Here is a 19,686-nt window from a genome sequence, read left to right on the forward strand (position 1 = left end):
TTTTCCAGAAAAATCAAAATAATATGAAGACGAGGTGTTTTTTCTTGAGTAGACGCATCAACAAAGTGTTAGTAGCGAACAGAGGCGAGATAGCCATCCGTGTATTTCGAGCATGTACAGAATTAAATATCCGTACAGTAGCCATATATTCTAAGGAAGATACCGGCGCTTTTCATCGATATAAGGCTGATGAAGCATATTTGGTTGGTGAAGGAAAAAAACCGATCGATGCTTACTTAGACATTGAAGGTATTATTCAAATTGCCAAAAACAGTGAAGTTGATGCAATTCATCCAGGCTATGGATTTTTGTCTGAAAATATTCATTTTGCAAAACGATGCGAAGAAGAAGGCATTATTTTTATTGGACCGGAATCCAGACATTTAGAAATGTTTGGTGACAAGGTGAAAGCCAGAACCCAAGCACAGCTTGCTGAGATTCCAATTATTCCAGGAAGTAATGGGCCAGTTAAAGGATTAGAAGATATCATTAATTTCGGTAAAAATCATGATTTCCCTATTATTATTAAAGCTTCTCTTGGTGGTGGCGGTAGGGGAATGCGAATCGTCAAAAATCTAGATGATGTAAAAGAAGCTTATGACCGTGCAAAATCGGAAGCGAAAGCAGCTTTTGGAAGTGACGAGGTTTATGTTGAGAAGTTTATTGAGAGACCTAAGCATATAGAAGTGCAAATTATTGGAGATAAAAATGGGAATATCATTCATCTCTATGAGAGGGATTGTTCTGTTCAACGCCGTCATCAAAAGGTAGTGGAAGTAGCCCCTTGTGTTTCAATTTCGGAAAATTTACGAGATGCTATTTGTGATGCAGCAGTTAGATTAATGAAAAATGTGGATTATATCAATGCGGGAACAGTTGAATTTTTAGTTTCTGGTGATAAATACTATTTCATTGAAGTAAACCCTCGTGTGCAAGTAGAACATACAATAACTGAAATGGTAACAGGTGTAGATATCGTTCAAACTCAAATCCTTGTTGCCGAAGGACATGCCCTTCATGGAGAAGTGATCGGAATTCCTACACAAGACAAAATCCGTGTGAATGGATATGCAATTCAGTCTCGTGTTACAACGGAGGATCCCCTAAATAACTTTATGCCTGATACAGGTAAGATCATGGCGTACCGTTCAGGTGGAGGCTTCGGTGTTCGTCTTGATGCTGGAAATGGCTTCCAGGGCGCGGTTATAACGCCTTTCTATGATTCATTACTTGTCAAATTATCTACACATGCCATGACATTTGAACAGTCTGCTTCGAAAATGGTTCGAAATCTCCAGGAGTTTAGAATTCGTGGAATAAAAACAAATATTCCATTTCTTGAAAATGTAGTTAAGCATCAAAAGTTTTTAAAAGGTGAATACGATACATCCTTTATTGATCAGACACCGGAATTATTCTTATTCCCTATACGGAAAGACCGTGGAACAAAAATGCTCTCCTACATTGGAAATGTTACTGTTAACGGATTTCCAGGAATTGAAAAGAAAAAGAGACCTGTATTTGACATGCCTAGATTACCGAAAATAAATAGTATTATCGACAATCAAAATGGTACGAAACAAATCCTTGATCAGTATGGAGCAGAAGGACTTGTAAAATGGGTAAAAGAACAAAAAGAAGTGCTTCTGACAGATACCACCTTTCGAGATGCTCATCAGTCATTACTCGCGACTCGAGTAAGAACAAATGACATTAAAAAAATTGCAGAGCCTACTGCTAAGCTTTTGCCTGAAATGTTTTCCTTTGAAATGTGGGGAGGAGCTACGTTTGATGTCGCATATCGTTTTTTAAAAGAGGATCCGTGGGAAAGACTAATTGACTTAAGAGAAAAAATGCCAAATGTTCTTTTCCAAATGCTTTTAAGAGGCTCTAACGCAGTTGGATATAAGAACTATCCAGATAATGTAATTCGAGAGTTTGTAGAAATGTCAGCGCATGCAGGAATTGATGTTTTTAGAATTTTTGATAGCTTGAACTGGGTTAAGGGAATGGAAATAGCAATTGAAGCAGTTAGGCAGACAGGGAAGATAGCAGAGGCTGCGATTTGTTATACAGGTGATATTTCTGACCCAACAAAAACAAAATATGATATTAATTATTATAAAAGTTTGGCTAAAGAACTCGAAGCTCAAGGTGCACATATTTTGGGGATTAAGGATATGGCCGGTTTGTTAAAGCCACAAGCAGCATATCGATTAGTTTCAGAGCTTAAAGACTCGATCAACATTCCAATCCATCTCCATACACATGATACAAGTGGAAATGGGATATATACGTATGCAAAAGCAATTGAGGCTGGAGTAGATATCGTTGATGTTGCGTTAAGCTCAATGGCGGGGTTAACGTCACAGCCGAGTGCCAACTCTTTATATTATGCATTAGAGGGAACAGATCGAAAGCCAAATATTAATATTAATGCCCTAGAACAATTATCCTATTATTGGGAAGATGTCAGGAAATTTTATCAAGATTTTGAAAGTGGTATGATGTCACCGCATTCTGAAGTATACCAGCATGAAATGCCTGGGGGGCAATATAGCAATCTTCAGCAGCAAGCAAAGGGTGTAGGTCTTGGTGAAAAATGGGATGATGTTAAGGAAATGTATTCTCGTGTAAACCAAATGTTTGGAGATATTGTTAAAGTAACTCCATCTTCAAAAGTTGTAGGAGACATGGCTCTTTATATGGTTCAAAATCAATTAACGGAAGAAGATGTTATTAGTAAAGGAAATTCACTTGATTTTCCAGATTCCGTTGTAGAGCTATTTGAAGGGTATCTAGGACAACCATACGGCGGCTTTCCAAAAGAGCTTCAAAAGGTTATTTTGAAAAACAAAGAACCTATCACTGTCCGCCCTGGAGAACTATTACAAAATGTGGATTTTGAGAAATTGGGAGAAAAGCTTTATAAAGAGTTAGGAAGACAAGTGACAAGCTTTGATAAGCTAGCATATGCTCTATATCCGAAGGTTTTTATGGAATATGTGAAAACGGTAGAGCAATTTGGAGATGTTTCAGTTTTAGATACTCCGACCTTCCTATTTGGAATGAGACTAGGAGAGGAAATAGAAATAGAAATTGAAACAGGAAAAACTTTAATAGTGAAGCTAGTTTCCATCGGGCAGCCACAAGCCGATGGCAATCGAGTAGTATATTTTGAATTAAATGGTCAACCGAGAGAAGTTGTCATCAAAGACGAAAACATTAAATCTACCGTTGCTTCAAAAATAAAGGCTGATCCCCACAATGAAAATCATATTGGCGCTTCCATGCCAGGAACTGTTATAAAGATATTGGTAGAGAAAGGCGAGAAAGTGGAAAAAGGTGATCATTTAATGATTACAGAAGCAATGAAAATGGAAACAACTGTCCAAGCACCTTTCTCTGGCATAATTAAAGATTTATTTGTTGCAAACGGCGAAGCAATTCAAACAGGAGATTTATTAATCGAATTAACAAAATAAATGGTTAATAAAAAAGTTGCAGCAATAGGCTGCAACTTTTTTTGCTAGGCTAATAAGAAAGTTTAAGTTTATTAAATACTAAAGTAAAGTGTGTGTTTAACTATATATATCCTGATAAGATCGCATAAGAAAACTAAGGCATTCTCCAAAATGGACTTGGCGAAAGCCTTAGTTTCTCTAATGAAATGTTCAACATTTTACCGTTTAAACTGAAATTAAGCATTATTTTACTGTGCTGAAACTGGAGGAGAGGATTGTATTTTATTTTCTTCGCTTAACTCATTTTCCTCATTTAATAATTGTGCGTTTTTTTTACTTCTTGATGTAAGTAATATTAGGTAGCTTAATACACCGAATAAACATGAAATAAAAAAGGCATGGGCAAGAGCAATATACAAATTCAATTTTGAAATAACAATGAAAGCTCCTGCAATCACTTGAAGAGATACTAATATAAAGGATATAATCCATCCCCAATAAATGACTTTTTGATTTTTATAGTACTTTATCGCAAGAAGGGTAATGTATCCAATCCAAATAAAAATTAAGCCTGCTGCTGCGCGATGTCCCATTTGTACCCACTCATACATATTACTTGGAAGTGAAAAAGTGCCATTTATACAGAGTGGCCAATCTCTACAGACTAAACTTGCATTAACATGACGAACAAGAGCACCTGTATAAACTACAAAATAGCTATAAATGGAAACTCCAATTATATGCTTTTTCATTCTCTGATCCAATATTACTTTTTCTGCATCGAATTTTTTATCAACTTCGAATATTAGAAGTGTAAGTAGCAGTACAGAGGCAAATGAAATTAATGAAATGCCAAAATGAAGTGCAAGAACAAAATCAGATTGCCCCCAAATTACAGCTGCGGCTCCTATTAATCCTTGAAGGACTAGGAATAAAAATGAGGTAATGGATAAAAACTTAGTTTCTCTAATATGTCCAATTGAACGCCATGTCCATATTGAAAGTATTAGCACCATAATGCCGACAGAACCAGAGACAACCCGATGAGCTAGTTCAATAATTAATTCGGGTGTAATGTCTTTTGGAAGCAACTCCCCATTGCACAGTGGCCAGGATCTTCCACAGCCCATTCCTGAGTCAGTTTTTGTAACAAGTGCTCCGCCCAACAATATGAATAACATTCCAATTGTCGTAAAAACAGCGAACCATTTTAATGTTCGTTGCAAAATCTTTCACCTTCTCCTAAAAAATTCATTAAATTGTAATTCAAATTTATTGACTTGTATAATAAAAATGCCTATCTAAATATTCCGATTCCATCATATCGAAAAATAGAAGAAAAGAACAGTGTAACATGAGATTCTATTCTAATTATTTATGTAAGAAAATATTTTTACAATAATTATTATGGTATTCACTGTACCAATAGTGTTAAATGATTTGATTGTAAAAATTTTTAAATTTCTATTCTTAACATTGAAAAAAGAAATAATTATTAATTATAGATAGTTTGGATGAACTGATAGTACATTCATAGCTTATATTATGGCAGAAAAACAACAATTCTTTAAGAAAAAAAATACTATGACACAAATTATTCATAATTTATTCGAAAAAAATTCACAAAAAGAGGTAAAAGTGTGATTTAATATACAGAGGAAGATTGTTTTTTAAATATTTTTTGTTAATAGTATTATTACGATTGAAATAGTAGAAAACCACAGGTGTACTATTTTCAATCGGTGTAATATTTATAAAAAGACTCTTCGTTTTTTATTGCAAATATAGCATAGTTAGCTAGGGTGCTTTATATTGATTTTAGTGTTATTGTCGTATTTGTGATAAGGGATAAAGGAGGAAATAGTATGTCTAACTCAAGGGCCTTCATTAATGCTGGGATTAAAAAAAGCGATGAAAGCCTACAAAATGACGTGTCGAGGACAACAGTGTGGAAGGATTTTTTGTCCTTAATTAAGATTGGGATTGTAAATTCCAATCTAATTACTACGTTCACAGGACTGTGGCTTGCACTTCATTTTACAGGTCAGGGCTTTTTAAATAATTTAGATGTTGTATTTTATACTGTGATTGGGTCGTCTTTAGTAATCGCGGGATCATGTTCGCTAAACAATTATATTGATCGTGATATTGATCCATTTATGGAAAGAACTAAGAATAGACCAACAGTAACTGGAAAGGTTTCTCCAATTAGAGTAGCGATGTTAAGTGCTTTACTAATAGTAGCAGGTACGATATTTCTTCTGTTAACAACTGTAACTGCTGCATTAATAGGGTTAATTGGCGTATTTAGTTATATCGTTCTTTATACGATTTGGTCGAAACGGAGATATGTTTCTAATACTATTATTGGTAGTATTTCTGGAGCAGTTCCACCACTTATTGGGTGGGCAGCAGTAGACGCAAATCTGGATGTAATGGCTTGGGCATTATTTTTAATTATGTTTGCATGGCAACCTCCACATTTTTATGCGCTTGCTATGAGAAGGGCTGAGGAATACCGATCTGCAAATATACCAATGCTTCCAGTTGTAAAAGGGTTTAGAAGAACAAAAATTTCAATTTATTTGTGGATAGCAGCATTATTCCCTCTCCCATTTTTACTTCCTGAATTAGGAATGACATTTTTAATTCTTGCATCTTTGTTAAATATTGGGTGGGTTGTAACAGGTATTTATGCTAGAAAATTTAATGATGATATTAAGTGGGCAACTTTAATGTTTGTATACTCTCTACAATATCTGACGATTATGTTTGTAGCTATGGTAATTATCACACTTATTTAAATTTATTAAGGGATGGGCAACGATTGTGAAGGAAAGAATAATCAATATTTCAACCCTTGTCCATCCTTAGATAAATAGATAGGTGAATTATATATATATTTAACTGAATGTTTGCACTACATAACGAATTTTGTTAGGAATTTCTTTCTTTTCCTAAATTTTAGAAAGAATTTATAAATAATTTTTTCGATCAAACAATGCAAAAAGAAACTATACGAAAGAGGGGTTTGATTAAGCTATGAAAAGGCTTGCAAAATGGCGTCATTTAGTCTTGTTTTCAATTTTGACGCTCATTCTTTCTGCTTGTGGAAAACCGAATTTATCTACGTTACAGCCTGCTGGCGAAGTAGCACAAGATCAATATGATTTAATGGTTCTAAGTACTGCAATCATGTTAGGGGTAATTGCAGTAGTAGCAGTGATTTTTATAATTGTTATGGTGAAATTCCGTCGTAAGGATGAAAAAATACCAAAGCAAGTAGAAGGAAGTCACGCATTAGAAATTATTTGGACCGTAATTCCAATTTTATTAGTACTTGTTCTTGCAGTTCCAACAGTTATGGCAACTTTCAAATTTGCTGATGTTTCTGCTATGGATAAGAAGAATGCTGATGGAAAAACAGATGCACTAGTAGTAAACGTACGTGCAAATCTGTATTGGTGGGAATTTGAATACCCTAATGAAGAAATCCTAACAAGCCAGACTCTTGTAGTCCCAACAGGTGAAAAAGTATATTTCAACCTTATTGCTTCAGATGTTAAACATTCGTTCTGGATTCCAGCAATAGGTGGAAAAATGGACACGAATACAGAAAACGTTAATAAATTTTGGCTAGAATTTGATGAGAAAAAATCAGATGAAGTAAATAATCTGTTTTATGGGAAATGTGCTGAGCTTTGCGGTCCTTCACATGCCCTGATGGATTTTAAGGTGAAAGCAATTTCTCGAGATGATTTTGATCAGTGGGTAAGTGATATGCAAAGTGTTAAAGAACCAAAGAAGGCAACTTCTGATTTAGCTAGTCAAGGTCAAGAAATCTTTAATCAAAGCTGTATCGGATGCCATGCTGTTACTCCTGCTAACACAACTCCTGAAGCAGCTAGACAAGCACCAAACTTAACGACATTTGGTGAACGTGAAAAGATTGCTGGTGTTTTAGATCATTCTGAACAGGATTTAAAGAATTGGTTATCTGATCCTGAGAAGTATAAGCCAGGAAACAAAATGTCTGGAACTTATGGTGAACTTACTCCAGAACAGCTTGATGCCTTAACAGAATACTTAATGGGCTTAAAAGTACAAGGGAAATAGTGTAATTGCAAAAGGGAGGTAAAATTGTGAGTACCATTGCTCAAAAAAGAGGGTTCGGTGCAGTTATTTGGGAGTATCTTACAACTGTAGATCATAAGAAAATTGCACACCTTTATCTTTTTGCTGGTGGATTCTTCTTTATCCTTGGTGGGATAGAGGCTATGATTATCCGTATTCAGCTTATTAAACCAAATAATGATTTTGTTAGTGCTGGTTTATTCAATGAAATGTTAACCATGCACGGAACAACAATGATTTTCTTGGCAGCGATGCCACTTTTGCTAGGATTTATGAATGCTGTTATGCCACTCCAAATTGGTGCGCGTGACGTTGCATTCCCTTTCCTAAACTCCTTAGGGTTTTGGTTATTCTTCTTTGGGGGAGTATTCTTAAACCTTTCATGGTTTTTAGGCGGTGCTCCAGATGCTGGTTGGACTTCATATGCTTCATTATCACTTGCATCAGAAGGACACGGAATAGATTTTTATGTACTAGGGTTGCAGATTTCAGGTTTTGGTACGCTGATGGGAGGAATTAACTTCCTTGTTACGATCATTAATATGCGTGCTCCTGGAATGACTTATATGCGGATGCCGTTATTTACATGGACAACATTCGTTGCATCATCTTTAATTCTTTTTGCTTTCCCTCCATTAACTGTAAGTATCTTCTTAATGATGTTTGACCGTTTGTTCGGTTCTAACTTCTTTGATGCTTCTATGGGTGGAAACACAATAATTTGGGAACACTTTTTCTGGATATTTGGACATCCAGAGGTATATATTTTGATTTTACCTGCTTTTGGTATTTTCTCTGAGATATTTGCCGTATTCTCAAGAAAAAGACTTTTCGGATATTCTTCAATGGTGTTTGCGACCGTATTAATTGGTTTCTTAGGATTCATGGTGTGGGCGCACCATATGTTTACAACAGGATTAGGACCAATTGCTAACGCTATTTTTGCAGTAGCAACGATGGCAATTGCCGTCCCAACAGGTATTAAAATATTTAACTGGCTATTTACGTTATGGGGCGGAAGTATAAAATTTACAACGCCAATGCTTTGGGGAGTTGCCTTCATCCCATCATTTCTTATGGGGGGAGTAACAGGGGTTATGCTTGGAGCTGCAGCAGCAGATTACCAATATCATGATACTTATTTCGTTGTTGCTCACTTCCACTATGTTATTGTAGGTGGAGTTGTATTCTCTTTATTTGCTGCCACACATTACTATTGGCCGAAAATGTTTGGAACAATGTTAAATGAATTTTTAGGAAAAATTACATTCGTATTATTTTTCATTGGATTCCATCTGACATTCTTTATTCAGCATTTCCTTGGATTATGGGGAATGCCAAGACGTATTTTCACATACCTCCCTGGTCAAGGTCTTGATACAGGAAACTTTGTGAGTACGATTGGTGCATTATTCATGGCTGCTGGGGTAATTGTATTATTGATTAATATTATTATGACAAGCGTGAAAAATGAAAAGGTTGGCAATGATCCTTGGGGTGATGGCCGTACACTTGAATGGGCAATCTCATCACCACCACCGTTTTATAACTTTAAACAGTTACCACTTGTTCGTGGACTTGATGCATACTGGATCGAGAAAATGGAAGGTAAAAAAGGCATGGTGCCTGCTGAACCATTAGGTGATATTCATATGCCTAATAATTCATTTGTTCCTTTTATGATCTCATTAGGACTCTTTATCGCTGCATTTGGTGTAATGTATCATGGTGATGAAGGAATTACTTGGGGTATTCCAGTAATAATACTAGGATTGGCTATTACCTTTGGTTCAATGCTTGCTCGTTCTCTAAGAGATGATCATGGCTATCATATTCATAAAGAAGATTTAATTGATGATAATGATAAGGGGGTTAAGGCATAATGCACGCAGAAGAAAAAATGACATTAGAAAAATGGCCTGCTTCGCCTGAAAAACAAACCCTCGAGGGTAAAAATAAATTTGTAGGTTTTTGGTTATTCTTAGGAGGAGAGACGGTTCTTTTCGCCTCTCTCTTTGCAACCTATCTTGCTTTAAAGGATTCAGTTCCTAATAGTGATATGCCACTTGCTAAAGATCTATTTGAGATTCCACTTGTTTTTACGATGACAATGATCCTTTTAACAAGTTCTTTAACGAGTGTATATGCTATGTATCATATGAAAAACTTTAATTTTAAGAAAATGCAAATATGGCTTGTGATTACAGTTATGCTTGGATTATCTTTCTTAGGTTTAGAAATTTACGAGTTCAATCATTATGTGCATGAATTTGGTCATACATTTAAAAGTAGTGCATTCGGATCTGCATTCTATACATTAGTTGGATTCCACGGGGCTCACGTTGCTTTTGGTTTAGCTTGGATCCTTGCTTTAGTGATTCGAAACAGTAAACGTGGATTGAACCTTTACAATGCTCCGAAATTTTATGTTGCGAGTCTTTATTGGCACTTTATTGACGTAGTTTGGGTATTTATCTTTACAGTAGTGTATTTAATGGGAATGGTGGGATAAACTGATGACAAATGAACAATTAAATTCAGGTAACCCTCGGGTAGACATTGAATATCGCCGTAAAAAGAATGCTGAAGAGATGAAACATCAAGTTATTTCATTTGCTTTAATGATTTTCTTAACATTAGTTGCATTCGTTGCAGTAGCATATGAAGGTTTTTCAGGATGGTTTATTGTTCCGTTTATTTTAATTCTTGCTGTTGTTCAAGTAATTTTTCAGCTTTATTATTTCATGCACATGAGCAACGAAGGACACGAAGCACCAAAATTGTTCATGTACTCTGGCATAGTTGTTGGTTTCGTGACAATTCTTTGCTATATGACAATTATTTGGTGGTAAAAAATAGGAAAATCGGCTGTTTAGCCGGTTTTCTTTTTATGTAAGCGGAATATTAGCAATATTTAAATTCCTTATCAATACATGGAAAAGTGTATAATAGAATGAATTCAATGCATTTTACAGTATTTTTAATGTAAATTCATTTGGTAATAAAGTAGGGGGGATTATGCAATGGCTATACAAATTTTTGGTTTTCGAGCATTATGGAGCCCATTATTTTTTATTGTCTTATCATTGATTCTCATAGTTTTTTTTCTGTTAACCGTTAAGTATAGAAAGAAATTTTCAAATAGTGAACCATTAACGATTAGGCAAGGAATCTATTTTTCCTTAGGGATTATTGTATTATATATTGTGAAGGGTTCACCTATTGACTTAATGGGTCATCTGATGTTTTATGCACATATGATTCAAATGGCGATTCTTTGCTTAGTTATTCCACAATTTTTTATTTTAGGGATTCCCCCATGGATTTGGCGTTCACTTCTAAAAAACAATGCATTTAAAAAGATTTTTTCTTTTCTAACTAAACCAATCATAGCATTGATTCTATTTAATGTGATTTTCTCCATTTATCATATTCCAATAGTTTTTGACTATGTAAAAACGGACATGTATCTACATGCAGGATATACGAGTTTATTATTTTTAATGTCAATTATTTTTTGGTGGCCTCTCATTAATGAGGTCGAGGAAAATAAATCTTTTAACGGCTTAAAAAAGGTTGGATATATTTTTGCTGGTGGTGCGCTGTTATTGCCGGCCTGTGGATTAATCATTTTTGCAGATGTTCCTCTATATGCTACGTACTCAGATCCTGAAGCTTGGTCAAAATCTTTAGAACTTTGTGTTCCAGCAGCTACGCTTTCTGGATTAACCTTAAGTGGACCTGAAATGTTCAGCTCTCTTTCGGTGGTATACGATCAACAGCTTGGCGGAATTATAATGAAAATCATTCAAGAAGTAGTGTATGGTGTTGCATTAGCCAAAATATTCTTTAGCTGGTATCGTAAGGAACAAGAAGAACAGAAGGAAATTGATAAGCAGTATCAAATAAATCCTCAGCCAATTGATTAATAGGAACCTCATCCCAAAAGGATGAGTTTTTTTATATAGCTGTGTTAAAGCTCAGAGTTGATTATACTATATTGTTGTTGATTGGAGCGAAAGGAGAGATCCTCGAAAATGCATTCGCATTTCCTTCGCGCGGTGTTTATTCGGGAGAGATTATTCAACGTCCTGCGGGAGAAGCGAGTCAAAGGGAGACCCGGCAAGAGCGATAGCGACGAGGAGGCTTCCGGACCGCCCGCGATCGCTAAGTGCCTGCAGCGGAAATCAACTGGAAAGTTTAATATAGCTATTTTATGACCCCCAAAAATTAGATGTGCTATATAAAATATCACATTTTTTATATTTTATTTGAACAATTTAGGAACATTTACAAAAAAAGAGCTTTGTTTATTGCTAAAATTATTGTTCTCTAATAGAATAAAATTTGTGCATCATTCTTGTTTATAGCACCTTTATATTGTTCGATAAAATGATGTGTATGAGAATAGATGAAAGAGGGAGTTATTTTATGAATTTTACGTTGCCAATTTTACCAACAATAAGTACATTTTTTATTGTTTTAAGTGCCATTACAGTTGCAATCGGATGGGGACAGATTCGACAAAGAAAAATAGAAGCTCATAAGAAAACAATGATGTTCGCTGCAGTATTTGCTATCATATTCTTTGTTATTTATGCAAGCAGAACTGTTTTTATTGGAAACACATCGTTTGGTGGACCCGATGATATTAAAATATTTTATACAATTTTTCTAATCTTTCATATAACTTTAGCAACTACGGGAGCAGTGTTTGGGATTGTAACTCTAATTACAGGCTATAAAAACAATCTAGCTAAACATAGAAAATTAGGACCAATCACTAGTATTATTTGGTTTTTTACTGCAATTACAGGTGTTTTAGTTTATCTATTGTTATATGTATTCTATCAAGGTGGAGAAACAACTTCACTTATTAAAGCAATTTTAGGTTTTTAATAAAAGGATGCCGTGTTAAAAAGCGGCATTCTTTTTTAGCTAATAGGAAAGTTTAAGATTATTAAAGTACTAAAGTAAAGTGTGTTTTTAATTAAATATCTGCTAATAAGATCGCATAAGAAAAACTAAGACATTCGCCAAAAAGGACTTGGCGAACGCCAAGTTTTTCTAATACGTAAAAAAACAAGCCGAGCCTTTAAAGAATTTCAATTAGGCTTGGCTTGTATTTTATAATAAGAAAGTATAACTTTTTCGAGTTTGAGAATTGTCTAGCTCCAGCGCCTACCCCCTCGAGGTCATAAGCCAGTCCGCCAAGAAAGTTAAAGAACAACTTTCCCGTCGGCCTGTCTTATGCTTGTCGGGGCTGAGCAAGGCGCTTACGCTTTTCTAATTTATTTCGCAAAGTTTTCAATTTCTGAGTTAAGTTCTCCTAGAATTTTTTCACATTGGCTTACAAGTGTTTTCGGGAAAACTTCATCCTCACCATATTCAACACCATGAGGGTAATAATATTTTCCTAATACTGGTGTCATTAATTGAATCGTTGCTTTATGAGTATCTACCTCTCCTTCAGCAGCATAGCCAAATACTCTTAAATAGTAAATGCCTTCTTTCAATTGAAATTTGCGATCATATGTAACTCTTTCATAATCCCATTGGCCTTCACGAACTAGCCCTTTGGAAAGCATTACTTCATCTAATCGAACTAAATCTGCTTTTTTCTTTTCAATCCCCGTATTTTCAAATTTCATGTTTGTCCCTCCTAAAAACAGTCCATTATTAACTGTAAACAGTTAAATAATGTGAATTCTTAACAATAGCTATCCAAATCTAATAATAGTTGAATTAAGGATAAGATGCAACGGATTCATGAAAGAAAGGCAGCGCGTTATGTGAAATTTATTAAACATTTTGTTTATGAAAAATATTGATTTAAAAAGGATTCAAGTTTTCAGTGATTTTGGAAACCATAATATAGAGAGTAAAAGGAGGGAATGATGAAAAGGAGAGTCCCATGTATTATTGGTTTCTTACTGTTTTTATCTATTGCAAATAGTGCTTCAGCAAAGTCTACATATTTCGTAATTAAAGGAGATACACTTTGGAAAATAGCATTAAATCACAATTTAAATCTTGAAAGTATCATTAAAAGTAATCCCCAAGTTAAAAACCCAGATCTAATATTTCCGGGACAAACAATAATAATTCCTAGTAATCAAGTTTCAAGAGAAGAAATAACTCTTAATCAGAAAGAACAAAAGCTATTAATGCTAACTAATAGGGAAAGACAGACTTATGGATTAAAGCCATTAATTATTGACCCAACTTTATCCTATCTTGCTAGACAGAAATCCATTGATATGCTGAAAAAAGAATATGTTTCGCATAATTCACCAACATATGGGGATTCTACATTAATGTTAAAGGCATTTCAGATTCCATTCAAGAAAGTAAAAGAAAATATTGGGGCCGGTTATTTATCTGCTGAAGAAATACACCTTTCTTGGATGAATTCTACCGTGAACAAAGCAAATGTATTAGACAATATGGCTACTCATATTGGTATTGGCTATGCAGAAGGTGGCATTCACGGCCACTATTGGACCATTCTTATTGTTCAAAGAATTGAAGGAGGAAATTAGGTAAATGGATAAAATCCGAGATATTATGACTAATGATGTTGATTGTTGCTCTTTATTAGATAATGTGTATGAAGTAGCTGTGAAAATGAAGGAATTAAATGTTGGAGCAATTCCAATCGTGGATAATGAAAAGGTTGTCGGAATGATAACAGATCGTGATATCGTTATACGATGTGTTGCAGATAAGAATCCCCCTTCTTCAAAGGTTGAAGATATTATGAGTAAGGATCTCATTACCGTTACTAAAGATACTGATGCACATGAAGCTGCTAGTCTAATGGCAAAGCATCAAATTCGGCGCTTACCAGTAGTTGATGGTGAGAAATTAATAGGAATCGTATCACTTGGTGATTTTGCACTTCATAAATTAACGGATGAAAAAGCAGGAGAGGCTCTTTCAGATATTTCAGAGGCAAACAATCAAATTCATCATTAATGTAAAATGTTTTGTTATTCGTTAAACCTAGAATCTTTTGCGACATGAAAATACAATTATACATAAAAAGAACACCTTCCTGGTGTTCTTTTTATGTATAATTGAAGTAGTAGAATTTAGTTCTTTCGACTTTATTATTAAAATGTCAAGGTGAAAACTTATTAGAATTTTCTGCTCTTTCTATTAAAAAGAATTTTGATAATGATATACTAATATTAAGAAGTGATCATATATATATAATAAAATGATAGAAAGGAGGCAGAATTCTGAGGAATCTTATTCGAATTTTAATAAGTATCTCAAGTTTACTTATAATTGGTCTATACTTTAATATTGGAACGCAGAAAAAAGAAGAAGTATTAATAGATGAGGTTGTTTCAAATCCAAAAGTGGACAATGATCTTGAGGATAATGATTCATTGCTTAATGCGGTAACGATCAAAATGCCCGATGAAGGTTTAATTAGTTTTATTGGGAAGTCAACCAATCATTTAATTAATATTATGGGAAATCCGACAAGAAAGGACCCATCTCTTTATGGATATGAATGGTGGATTTATCCATTAAGTCATAATAATTATGTTCAGGTTGGGGTAATTGATGATAAAATAGTAACTATTTACGCTACCGGATCAGAAAGTCATATTCCTCCTTTTAAGATTGGACAGCCAATCGCAGATATATATTCTGCCACTTTATTTGAAACAACGATTAGTATTGACTATGACAATAGCTCTTATAAATTTGAATTATCCGAGGATGATTTGAATACTCGTCCTCTTATTAAGATTGGTGATATTTTTGCTCAGCTCTACTTAGATAAATTTAGTGGAACTTTATCAAGTATTAGGCTTTTAGATGCCGCAACTTTAATAAAGCAGCACCCTTATGAAATGGTTTATAGAGGCGATTTGCTAGAGGAAAATGATGAATTACCAATTAATGATGAAGAAGTAGAGAGAGGGAAGGAAAGGCAGATACTTGATATTACAAATGTTATCCGTGTGAGAAACGATTTAAATCCTTTAGAATGGGATGAACAAACAGCAGCTGTAGCATTAGCTCATAGTAAAGATATGTTTGATAGTAAGAATTTCTCTCACATATCAGAAGAATTCGGTGATCTATCAGATCGTTTAGAAGCAGGAAGTGTATTTTATCAAATTGCAGGCGAAAACATTGCAGCAAACTATATAGATGCACCTGCTGTGGTTGAAGGCTGGCTGAATAGTAAGGGCCATAGGGAAAGTTTACTAAATGAACAATTTACTCACCTTGGGGTTGGTGTGTATAAAAAGCATTATACGCAAAATTTTATTGAAAAATGGCAGGAATGATCTTATAAATTCTTATATTACTATAATGAGCTTGTACATATATTGTACAAGCTCTATTTTAATTCTTATTTTGAATTCTGCTTACAACGAAATAATCTTTTTTCCAATTACCATAAATCTGGACGAATGCCCCTGTTTTTAAATCAGGAATTGAAAAATTCTTTTCTATGGGGATTATTTTTTTTACTTTCCATTTTTTTAGTTCAGATTGGATGGTTAGTTCAAGTACATAAACAAAACGATTATAGGAAAATCTCTGTTTTTGTCCGCCAATATGCACAATTTCACCTGAAATCATTGCCTCTTCAGAAACATTCTTTAATAGTAACCACTTTTGATGACTTTCACGCATTTCCTTTTTGCTAAGCCAGAAAAAATAAATACAAATTAAAGGAATAACAATAGCAGTAACCATATCCACATCACCAAATTATTGGTTTTTTTTCTTAATAATAAAGAAGCTGCCTGTTGCTTGAGCTATTTTCTTTTTATCAGATCGATATACATCTGCAGAAATGACCATTGTCTTAGTTCCTTTATGATCAATATGAGCTTTACACTGTAGAAACTCCCCATTTCCAATAGATAAGTAATGAATATTAAGTTGTGTTGTAACAGCACTAAAGCCGTCTGGAAGCAAGCTGTTAGCTAATGTTCCCATGGCAGAATCAATAACAGTTGCTGTCATTCCTCCATGGACGATTCCTAAAGAATTATGAAGAAGAGGGCTAAGCGGCACAGTTAATTCACAGATCTCATCATGAATCGTTCTTTCCATATGAAGTAACCCCCCTATGTAAGAACTGTTTATTTGTTTTTGTTTTTTTTGAAATCCAGAAAGAACGCTAGTAAGTACTTCTAATTCTTCTTCTGTTGCATTTTCTATACACGCTTTAAAAAGCTCATTAAGATGCTTATTCATTTTTTTGATTTCACCTTTCAGAAATAGTCTGCATTAATAGTACCATTAAAAACACCATTTTTAAATTTGGGATTTTATTTTAGTTCAAGCAAGTAAATATCACCTTTTTCCTAAACCTTCATAAAATGTTATAGGCATTTGTAACAAACCGAGGTGAAGAGAGCAAATGACTAAGAAGAAGCTTCATCCATCTATTGAGCAATTTAAGGGGTTTGTCAAAAATAATCCAAAAATTATTCAAGAAGTAAGATCAGGCAAGCATACTTGGCAGGAATTATATGAAGATTGGTACTTGCTTGGAGAGGGTGACTCTAGATGGGATTCTTTCAAAAGTGAGAACCAAGAAGAAACGCTTTCTGAAGAAAATAAATCAGACTGGATGACAAATATTATGGGTTCAATAAAGAAAATGGATCCAAACCAAATGCAGGGCTATATTCAAAATGTAAGCAAGGCGTTATCAGCAGTTCAAGGAGTTATTTCACAATTTCAAGGGGGAAGTCCCATCAATCAGCCAAAAAGTATAGATCCGAAGCCTTCAAATCCTTTTGTGTTTAACAAAGATTAGGAAAGGAGAAGAAATGTAACTATGAGAAGAGAAATTATTGATTATCTTGAAAGAAATAAAGAATTAAAGATGTTTATTAGAGAGCAGCCCCAGTGGTATCGAAGGTTGTCACGCAATCCATATGATCTTCAAGCACTTGAAGTTACTTCATTAAATTACTATAGGAAAACAATACCTCATAAGGTTGAGAAGTTCACAAATGGTGTGCAAATGGCCTCTATGATGATGAGTATGTTTCAAGCAATGAATACAAAATCTTAACGAAAGCTTTCTCTTCATATGAGAGAGCTTTTTTATTTATTAATAATGTACATATTTATTCAAACGTATCTATTCATATTGAGTAAAATTTGCAAGCAAGGTAAACAATATTTACTACAATAGTGTATTTTACGGATAAGGAGAGATGGCAAATGAAATATTTCGCTTATTTATATATAATTTCATCCATGCTGCTGACAGTTTCGGGCTGTCATAGGGACAAGCCTAAGCCAGAAACGAAAATTGTCGCTCAACATATTCATTTTACTAATCTTAATAATGAAATACCAGTTATTGGTACTGCAGCTACTATTCATTCACGATTTTTTGTGAAGCATCAAGTCACGGGGAAGGATGTTCTAATTGAATGTATTGTAAACGGCGTATCCTTCAGAGAATCAAATTCATCAGATAAAGGAAAAATAATATTATATATTGATGGAAAAAAAAGAGAGGAAATCTCAACGGCAGCATTCATTGTTAAAGACCTATCATCAGGGACACATCGTTTAAAACTAGAGGTTGTAAAAGGGAATAATTCATCTCCAATCATGAATAAAGAACTTTATGTAACGATTCCATAGCTTTAGAATTCCATTGTTTCATGGTAAAATAAGAGTTGGAGGTGAGCGTAACTTTGCTTACAACAACTGAAAGTTTCGAAATATTAGATACAGCTGATCAAATTGCGAATATGATAATAAACTCAGTAGAGGCGGATTATTACCGCCATTGCTTAAATAGATTAAAGAGCAGCAATGAAACACAACGTAAAATAAGCTCCTTTATTAAAATAAAAGAGCAATATGAAGAAGTACAGCGATTCGGGAAATACCATCCAGAATATAAAACAGTGATGAAATCGATCCGAGAATTAAAGAGAGAAATGGATATGGATGTGCATGTTGCTGAATTTAGAAAGGCTGAAAATGAACTACAAAGTATTTTAGATGAAGTGAGCATTTTAATAGGCCGCTCAGTTTCAAAGCAAATAAAGGTTCCAACTGGAAATCCCTTTTTTGATAGTTTATCTAGCTGTGGAGGGGGCTGTGGAACTGGAGGCAGCTGTGGGTGTTCTTAATAATATGGCATGGGATTGCTTTCCATGCTGTTTTTTACCGCATATTAATATAACTCATTATTCTGATAATGATCTTTTTAAAGTTCATTGAAAATTATTGTTTTTATATGATAGACTAATGAAAATGATTGTGTTGAAGGGGAAGAAAATATGCTGGGTCAACGGCAAGGTATTATTGTCTGGCTTTATTCATTAAAACAGGCAAAAATGTTAAGACGATTTGGGAATGTTCATTATGTTTCTAAACGACTGAAATATGTGGTTTTATATTGTGATCTTGTTGATACTGACGAAATAATGTCTAAAATTAGTACTTATTCATTTGTTAAAATGGTTGAGCCATCCTACAAGCCATTTTTAAAAATGGAATTTGAGAATTCAAAACCTGATAAGGCAAAAGAATACGATTATAAAATGGGAATATAAAAAGATGAGAGGAAAAACCTCTCATCTTTTTATTGTAAAGGAGGAATATAATGGTTCAGTCTTAATATTCCGATTAAATATTGATAAAATAATTCTTTATCTGCAAAATGTGTTGATGGTTTAATATCGATTTGGATAACTTTCTTATTGAGATCTAATGCTGCAGATGCAAATAAATCATACCTCTTATTAGGTGAAAAATTGGGATTTGGAATTCCTTCCCTGCAAACATATAGTGGCTGAAAGCTACTAGGTAAATTGGGGTTTAAAATGACTGCAAGGGAAGTCATATTTTTATTTTCAATGATTGTGTGAAAAGCCACCATGTGAGAAAGGCGATGTTTGTTTGACTTTGCAATCTCAATCAATTCATAAATATCTGAATAGCCTTCCCCAAGCTCGATAAATCGTTGAATCAAGTAAAAGCTCCTCCTTTTAAAAAGGGAAATATATACCATGTTACTATCCATCCATACTTTATCATTTCCAAAGAAGAAATTGAAGCATATTAAATA

Annotated in this window: 21 protein-coding genes; 16 read left to right on the forward strand and 5 right to left on the reverse strand. The window is 34.2% G+C overall.

Features of this window, described 5'->3' with window-relative positions; translation table 11 throughout:
- The first annotated feature begins 23 nt into the window (after window positions 1-23).
- The gene (gene pyc / locus FSZ17_RS09140) at window positions 24-3,485 is read left to right on the forward strand and encodes a pyruvate carboxylase (protein WP_057770655.1); all 3,462 of its coding nucleotides are present in this window, start codon (window positions 24-26) and stop codon (window positions 3,483-3,485) included.
- A gap of 227 nt (window positions 3,486-3,712) precedes the next feature.
- Here pyc and FSZ17_RS09145 read toward each other — a convergent pair whose 3' ends face one another.
- Window positions 3,713-4,690, reverse strand: a complete 978-nt coding sequence (locus FSZ17_RS09145; protein ID WP_057769570.1) for a COX15/CtaA family protein — start codon at window positions 4,688-4,690, stop codon at window positions 3,713-3,715.
- Window positions 4,691-5,329: 639 nt separating this feature from the next.
- Between FSZ17_RS09145 and cyoE the strand changes: the two genes are divergently transcribed.
- From cyoE to FSZ17_RS09185, 7 genes are all read left to right on the forward strand, one after another.
- Entirely contained in the window at window positions 5,330-6,268 is a 939-nt protein-coding gene (gene cyoE, locus FSZ17_RS09150; protein WP_057769572.1) for a heme o synthase, read from the forward strand.
- Window positions 6,269-6,506: 238 nt separating this feature from the next.
- On the forward strand, window positions 6,507-7,580 hold the full coding sequence (gene coxB / locus FSZ17_RS09155; RefSeq protein ID WP_057769574.1) for a cytochrome c oxidase subunit II: 1,074 nt from the start codon (window positions 6,507-6,509) through the stop codon (window positions 7,578-7,580).
- 26 nt (window positions 7,581-7,606) lie between these two features.
- On the forward strand, window positions 7,607-9,481 hold the full coding sequence (gene ctaD / locus FSZ17_RS09160; protein ID WP_057769576.1) for a cytochrome c oxidase subunit I: 1,875 nt from the start codon (window positions 7,607-7,609) through the stop codon (window positions 9,479-9,481).
- Window positions 9,481-10,110 carry a cytochrome (ubi)quinol oxidase subunit III gene (locus tag FSZ17_RS09165; RefSeq protein WP_057769577.1) on the forward strand — a complete coding sequence of 210 codons (630 nt, stop codon included), beginning with the start codon at window positions 9,481-9,483 and terminating at the stop codon, window positions 10,108-10,110. Before ctaD ends, FSZ17_RS09165 begins: the two co-directional genes overlap by 1 nt.
- A gap of 4 nt (window positions 10,111-10,114) precedes the next feature.
- Window positions 10,115-10,450: a cytochrome c oxidase subunit IVB gene (ctaF, locus tag FSZ17_RS09170; protein ID WP_057769580.1), complete on the forward strand. Its 336-nt coding sequence runs from the start codon at window positions 10,115-10,117 to the stop codon at window positions 10,448-10,450.
- Between the two features lie 171 nt (window positions 10,451-10,621).
- Entirely contained in the window at window positions 10,622-11,527 is a 906-nt protein-coding gene (gene ctaG, locus FSZ17_RS09175; protein WP_057769582.1) for a cytochrome c oxidase assembly factor CtaG, read from the forward strand.
- Window positions 11,528-12,029: 502 nt separating this feature from the next.
- Complete coding sequence (locus FSZ17_RS09185; RefSeq protein ID WP_057769586.1) at window positions 12,030-12,497, forward strand: DUF420 domain-containing protein; 468 nt, start codon at window positions 12,030-12,032, stop codon at window positions 12,495-12,497.
- A 392-nt stretch (window positions 12,498-12,889) separates the two neighbouring features.
- On the opposite strand, the gene FSZ17_RS09190 is transcribed toward FSZ17_RS09185, so the two are convergent.
- A complete protein-coding gene (locus FSZ17_RS09190; RefSeq protein WP_057769587.1) occupies window positions 12,890-13,249 on the reverse strand; it encodes a YugN family protein in 360 nt (119 codons plus the stop codon).
- Window positions 13,250-13,492: 243 nt separating this feature from the next.
- Between FSZ17_RS09190 and FSZ17_RS09195 the strand changes: the two genes are divergently transcribed.
- The 3 genes from FSZ17_RS09195 (at window position 13,493) to FSZ17_RS09205 (ending at window position 15,913) form a co-directional block, all read left to right on the forward strand.
- The gene (locus FSZ17_RS09195) at window positions 13,493-14,140 is read left to right on the forward strand and encodes a CAP domain-containing protein (RefSeq protein WP_228460310.1); all 648 of its coding nucleotides are present in this window, start codon (window positions 13,493-13,495) and stop codon (window positions 14,138-14,140) included.
- A gap of 4 nt (window positions 14,141-14,144) precedes the next feature.
- On the forward strand, window positions 14,145-14,576 hold the full coding sequence (locus tag FSZ17_RS09200) for a CBS domain-containing protein (protein ID WP_057769590.1): 432 nt from the start codon (window positions 14,145-14,147) through the stop codon (window positions 14,574-14,576).
- A 266-nt stretch (window positions 14,577-14,842) separates the two neighbouring features.
- Entirely contained in the window at window positions 14,843-15,913 is a 1,071-nt protein-coding gene (locus FSZ17_RS09205; RefSeq protein ID WP_082625182.1) for a CAP domain-containing protein, read from the forward strand.
- Window positions 15,914-15,971: 58 nt separating this feature from the next.
- Here FSZ17_RS09205 and FSZ17_RS09210 read toward each other — a convergent pair whose 3' ends face one another.
- Together FSZ17_RS09210 and FSZ17_RS09215 are read right to left on the reverse strand one after the other, a co-directional pair.
- Window positions 15,972-16,328, reverse strand: coding sequence for a hypothetical protein (locus tag FSZ17_RS09210; protein WP_057769594.1), 357 nt, complete (start codon window positions 16,326-16,328; stop codon window positions 15,972-15,974).
- Between the two features lie 15 nt (window positions 16,329-16,343).
- Window positions 16,344-16,835, reverse strand: a complete 492-nt coding sequence (locus FSZ17_RS09215) for a PaaI family thioesterase (RefSeq protein ID WP_057769595.1) — start codon at window positions 16,833-16,835, stop codon at window positions 16,344-16,346.
- A 166-nt stretch (window positions 16,836-17,001) separates the two neighbouring features.
- On the opposite strand from FSZ17_RS09215, the gene FSZ17_RS09220 reads away from it, so the two are divergent.
- From FSZ17_RS09220 to FSZ17_RS09240, 5 genes are all read left to right on the forward strand, one after another.
- The gene (locus FSZ17_RS09220; protein ID WP_057769597.1) at window positions 17,002-17,403 is read left to right on the forward strand and encodes a YlbD family protein; all 402 of its coding nucleotides are present in this window, start codon (window positions 17,002-17,004) and stop codon (window positions 17,401-17,403) included.
- 21 nt (window positions 17,404-17,424) lie between these two features.
- Complete coding sequence (locus FSZ17_RS09225; RefSeq protein WP_057769598.1) at window positions 17,425-17,664, forward strand: YlbE-like family protein; 240 nt, start codon at window positions 17,425-17,427, stop codon at window positions 17,662-17,664.
- Between the two features lie 152 nt (window positions 17,665-17,816).
- On the forward strand, window positions 17,817-18,248 hold the full coding sequence (locus FSZ17_RS09230; RefSeq protein ID WP_057769600.1) for a hypothetical protein: 432 nt from the start codon (window positions 17,817-17,819) through the stop codon (window positions 18,246-18,248).
- Between the two features lie 53 nt (window positions 18,249-18,301).
- Complete coding sequence (locus tag FSZ17_RS09235; protein ID WP_057769602.1) at window positions 18,302-18,745, forward strand: YlbF/YmcA family competence regulator; 444 nt, start codon at window positions 18,302-18,304, stop codon at window positions 18,743-18,745.
- Window positions 18,746-18,895: 150 nt separating this feature from the next.
- Window positions 18,896-19,171 (forward strand): YlbG family protein, encoded by a 276-nt coding sequence (locus FSZ17_RS09240; protein ID WP_057769604.1) that lies wholly within the window; start codon window positions 18,896-18,898, stop codon window positions 19,169-19,171.
- A gap of 29 nt (window positions 19,172-19,200) precedes the next feature.
- Here the strand turns inward: FSZ17_RS09240 and FSZ17_RS09245 are convergent, their stop codons facing one another.
- Entirely contained in the window at window positions 19,201-19,590 is a 390-nt protein-coding gene (locus FSZ17_RS09245) for a DUF7147 family protein (RefSeq protein ID WP_057769606.1), read from the reverse strand.
- Between the last annotated feature and the right edge of the window lie 96 nt (window positions 19,591-19,686).

The sequence above is a fragment of the Cytobacillus dafuensis genome, assembly GCF_007995155.1.
Taxonomy (GTDB): domain Bacteria; phylum Bacillota; class Bacilli; order Bacillales; family Cytobacillaceae; genus Cytobacillus; species Cytobacillus dafuensis.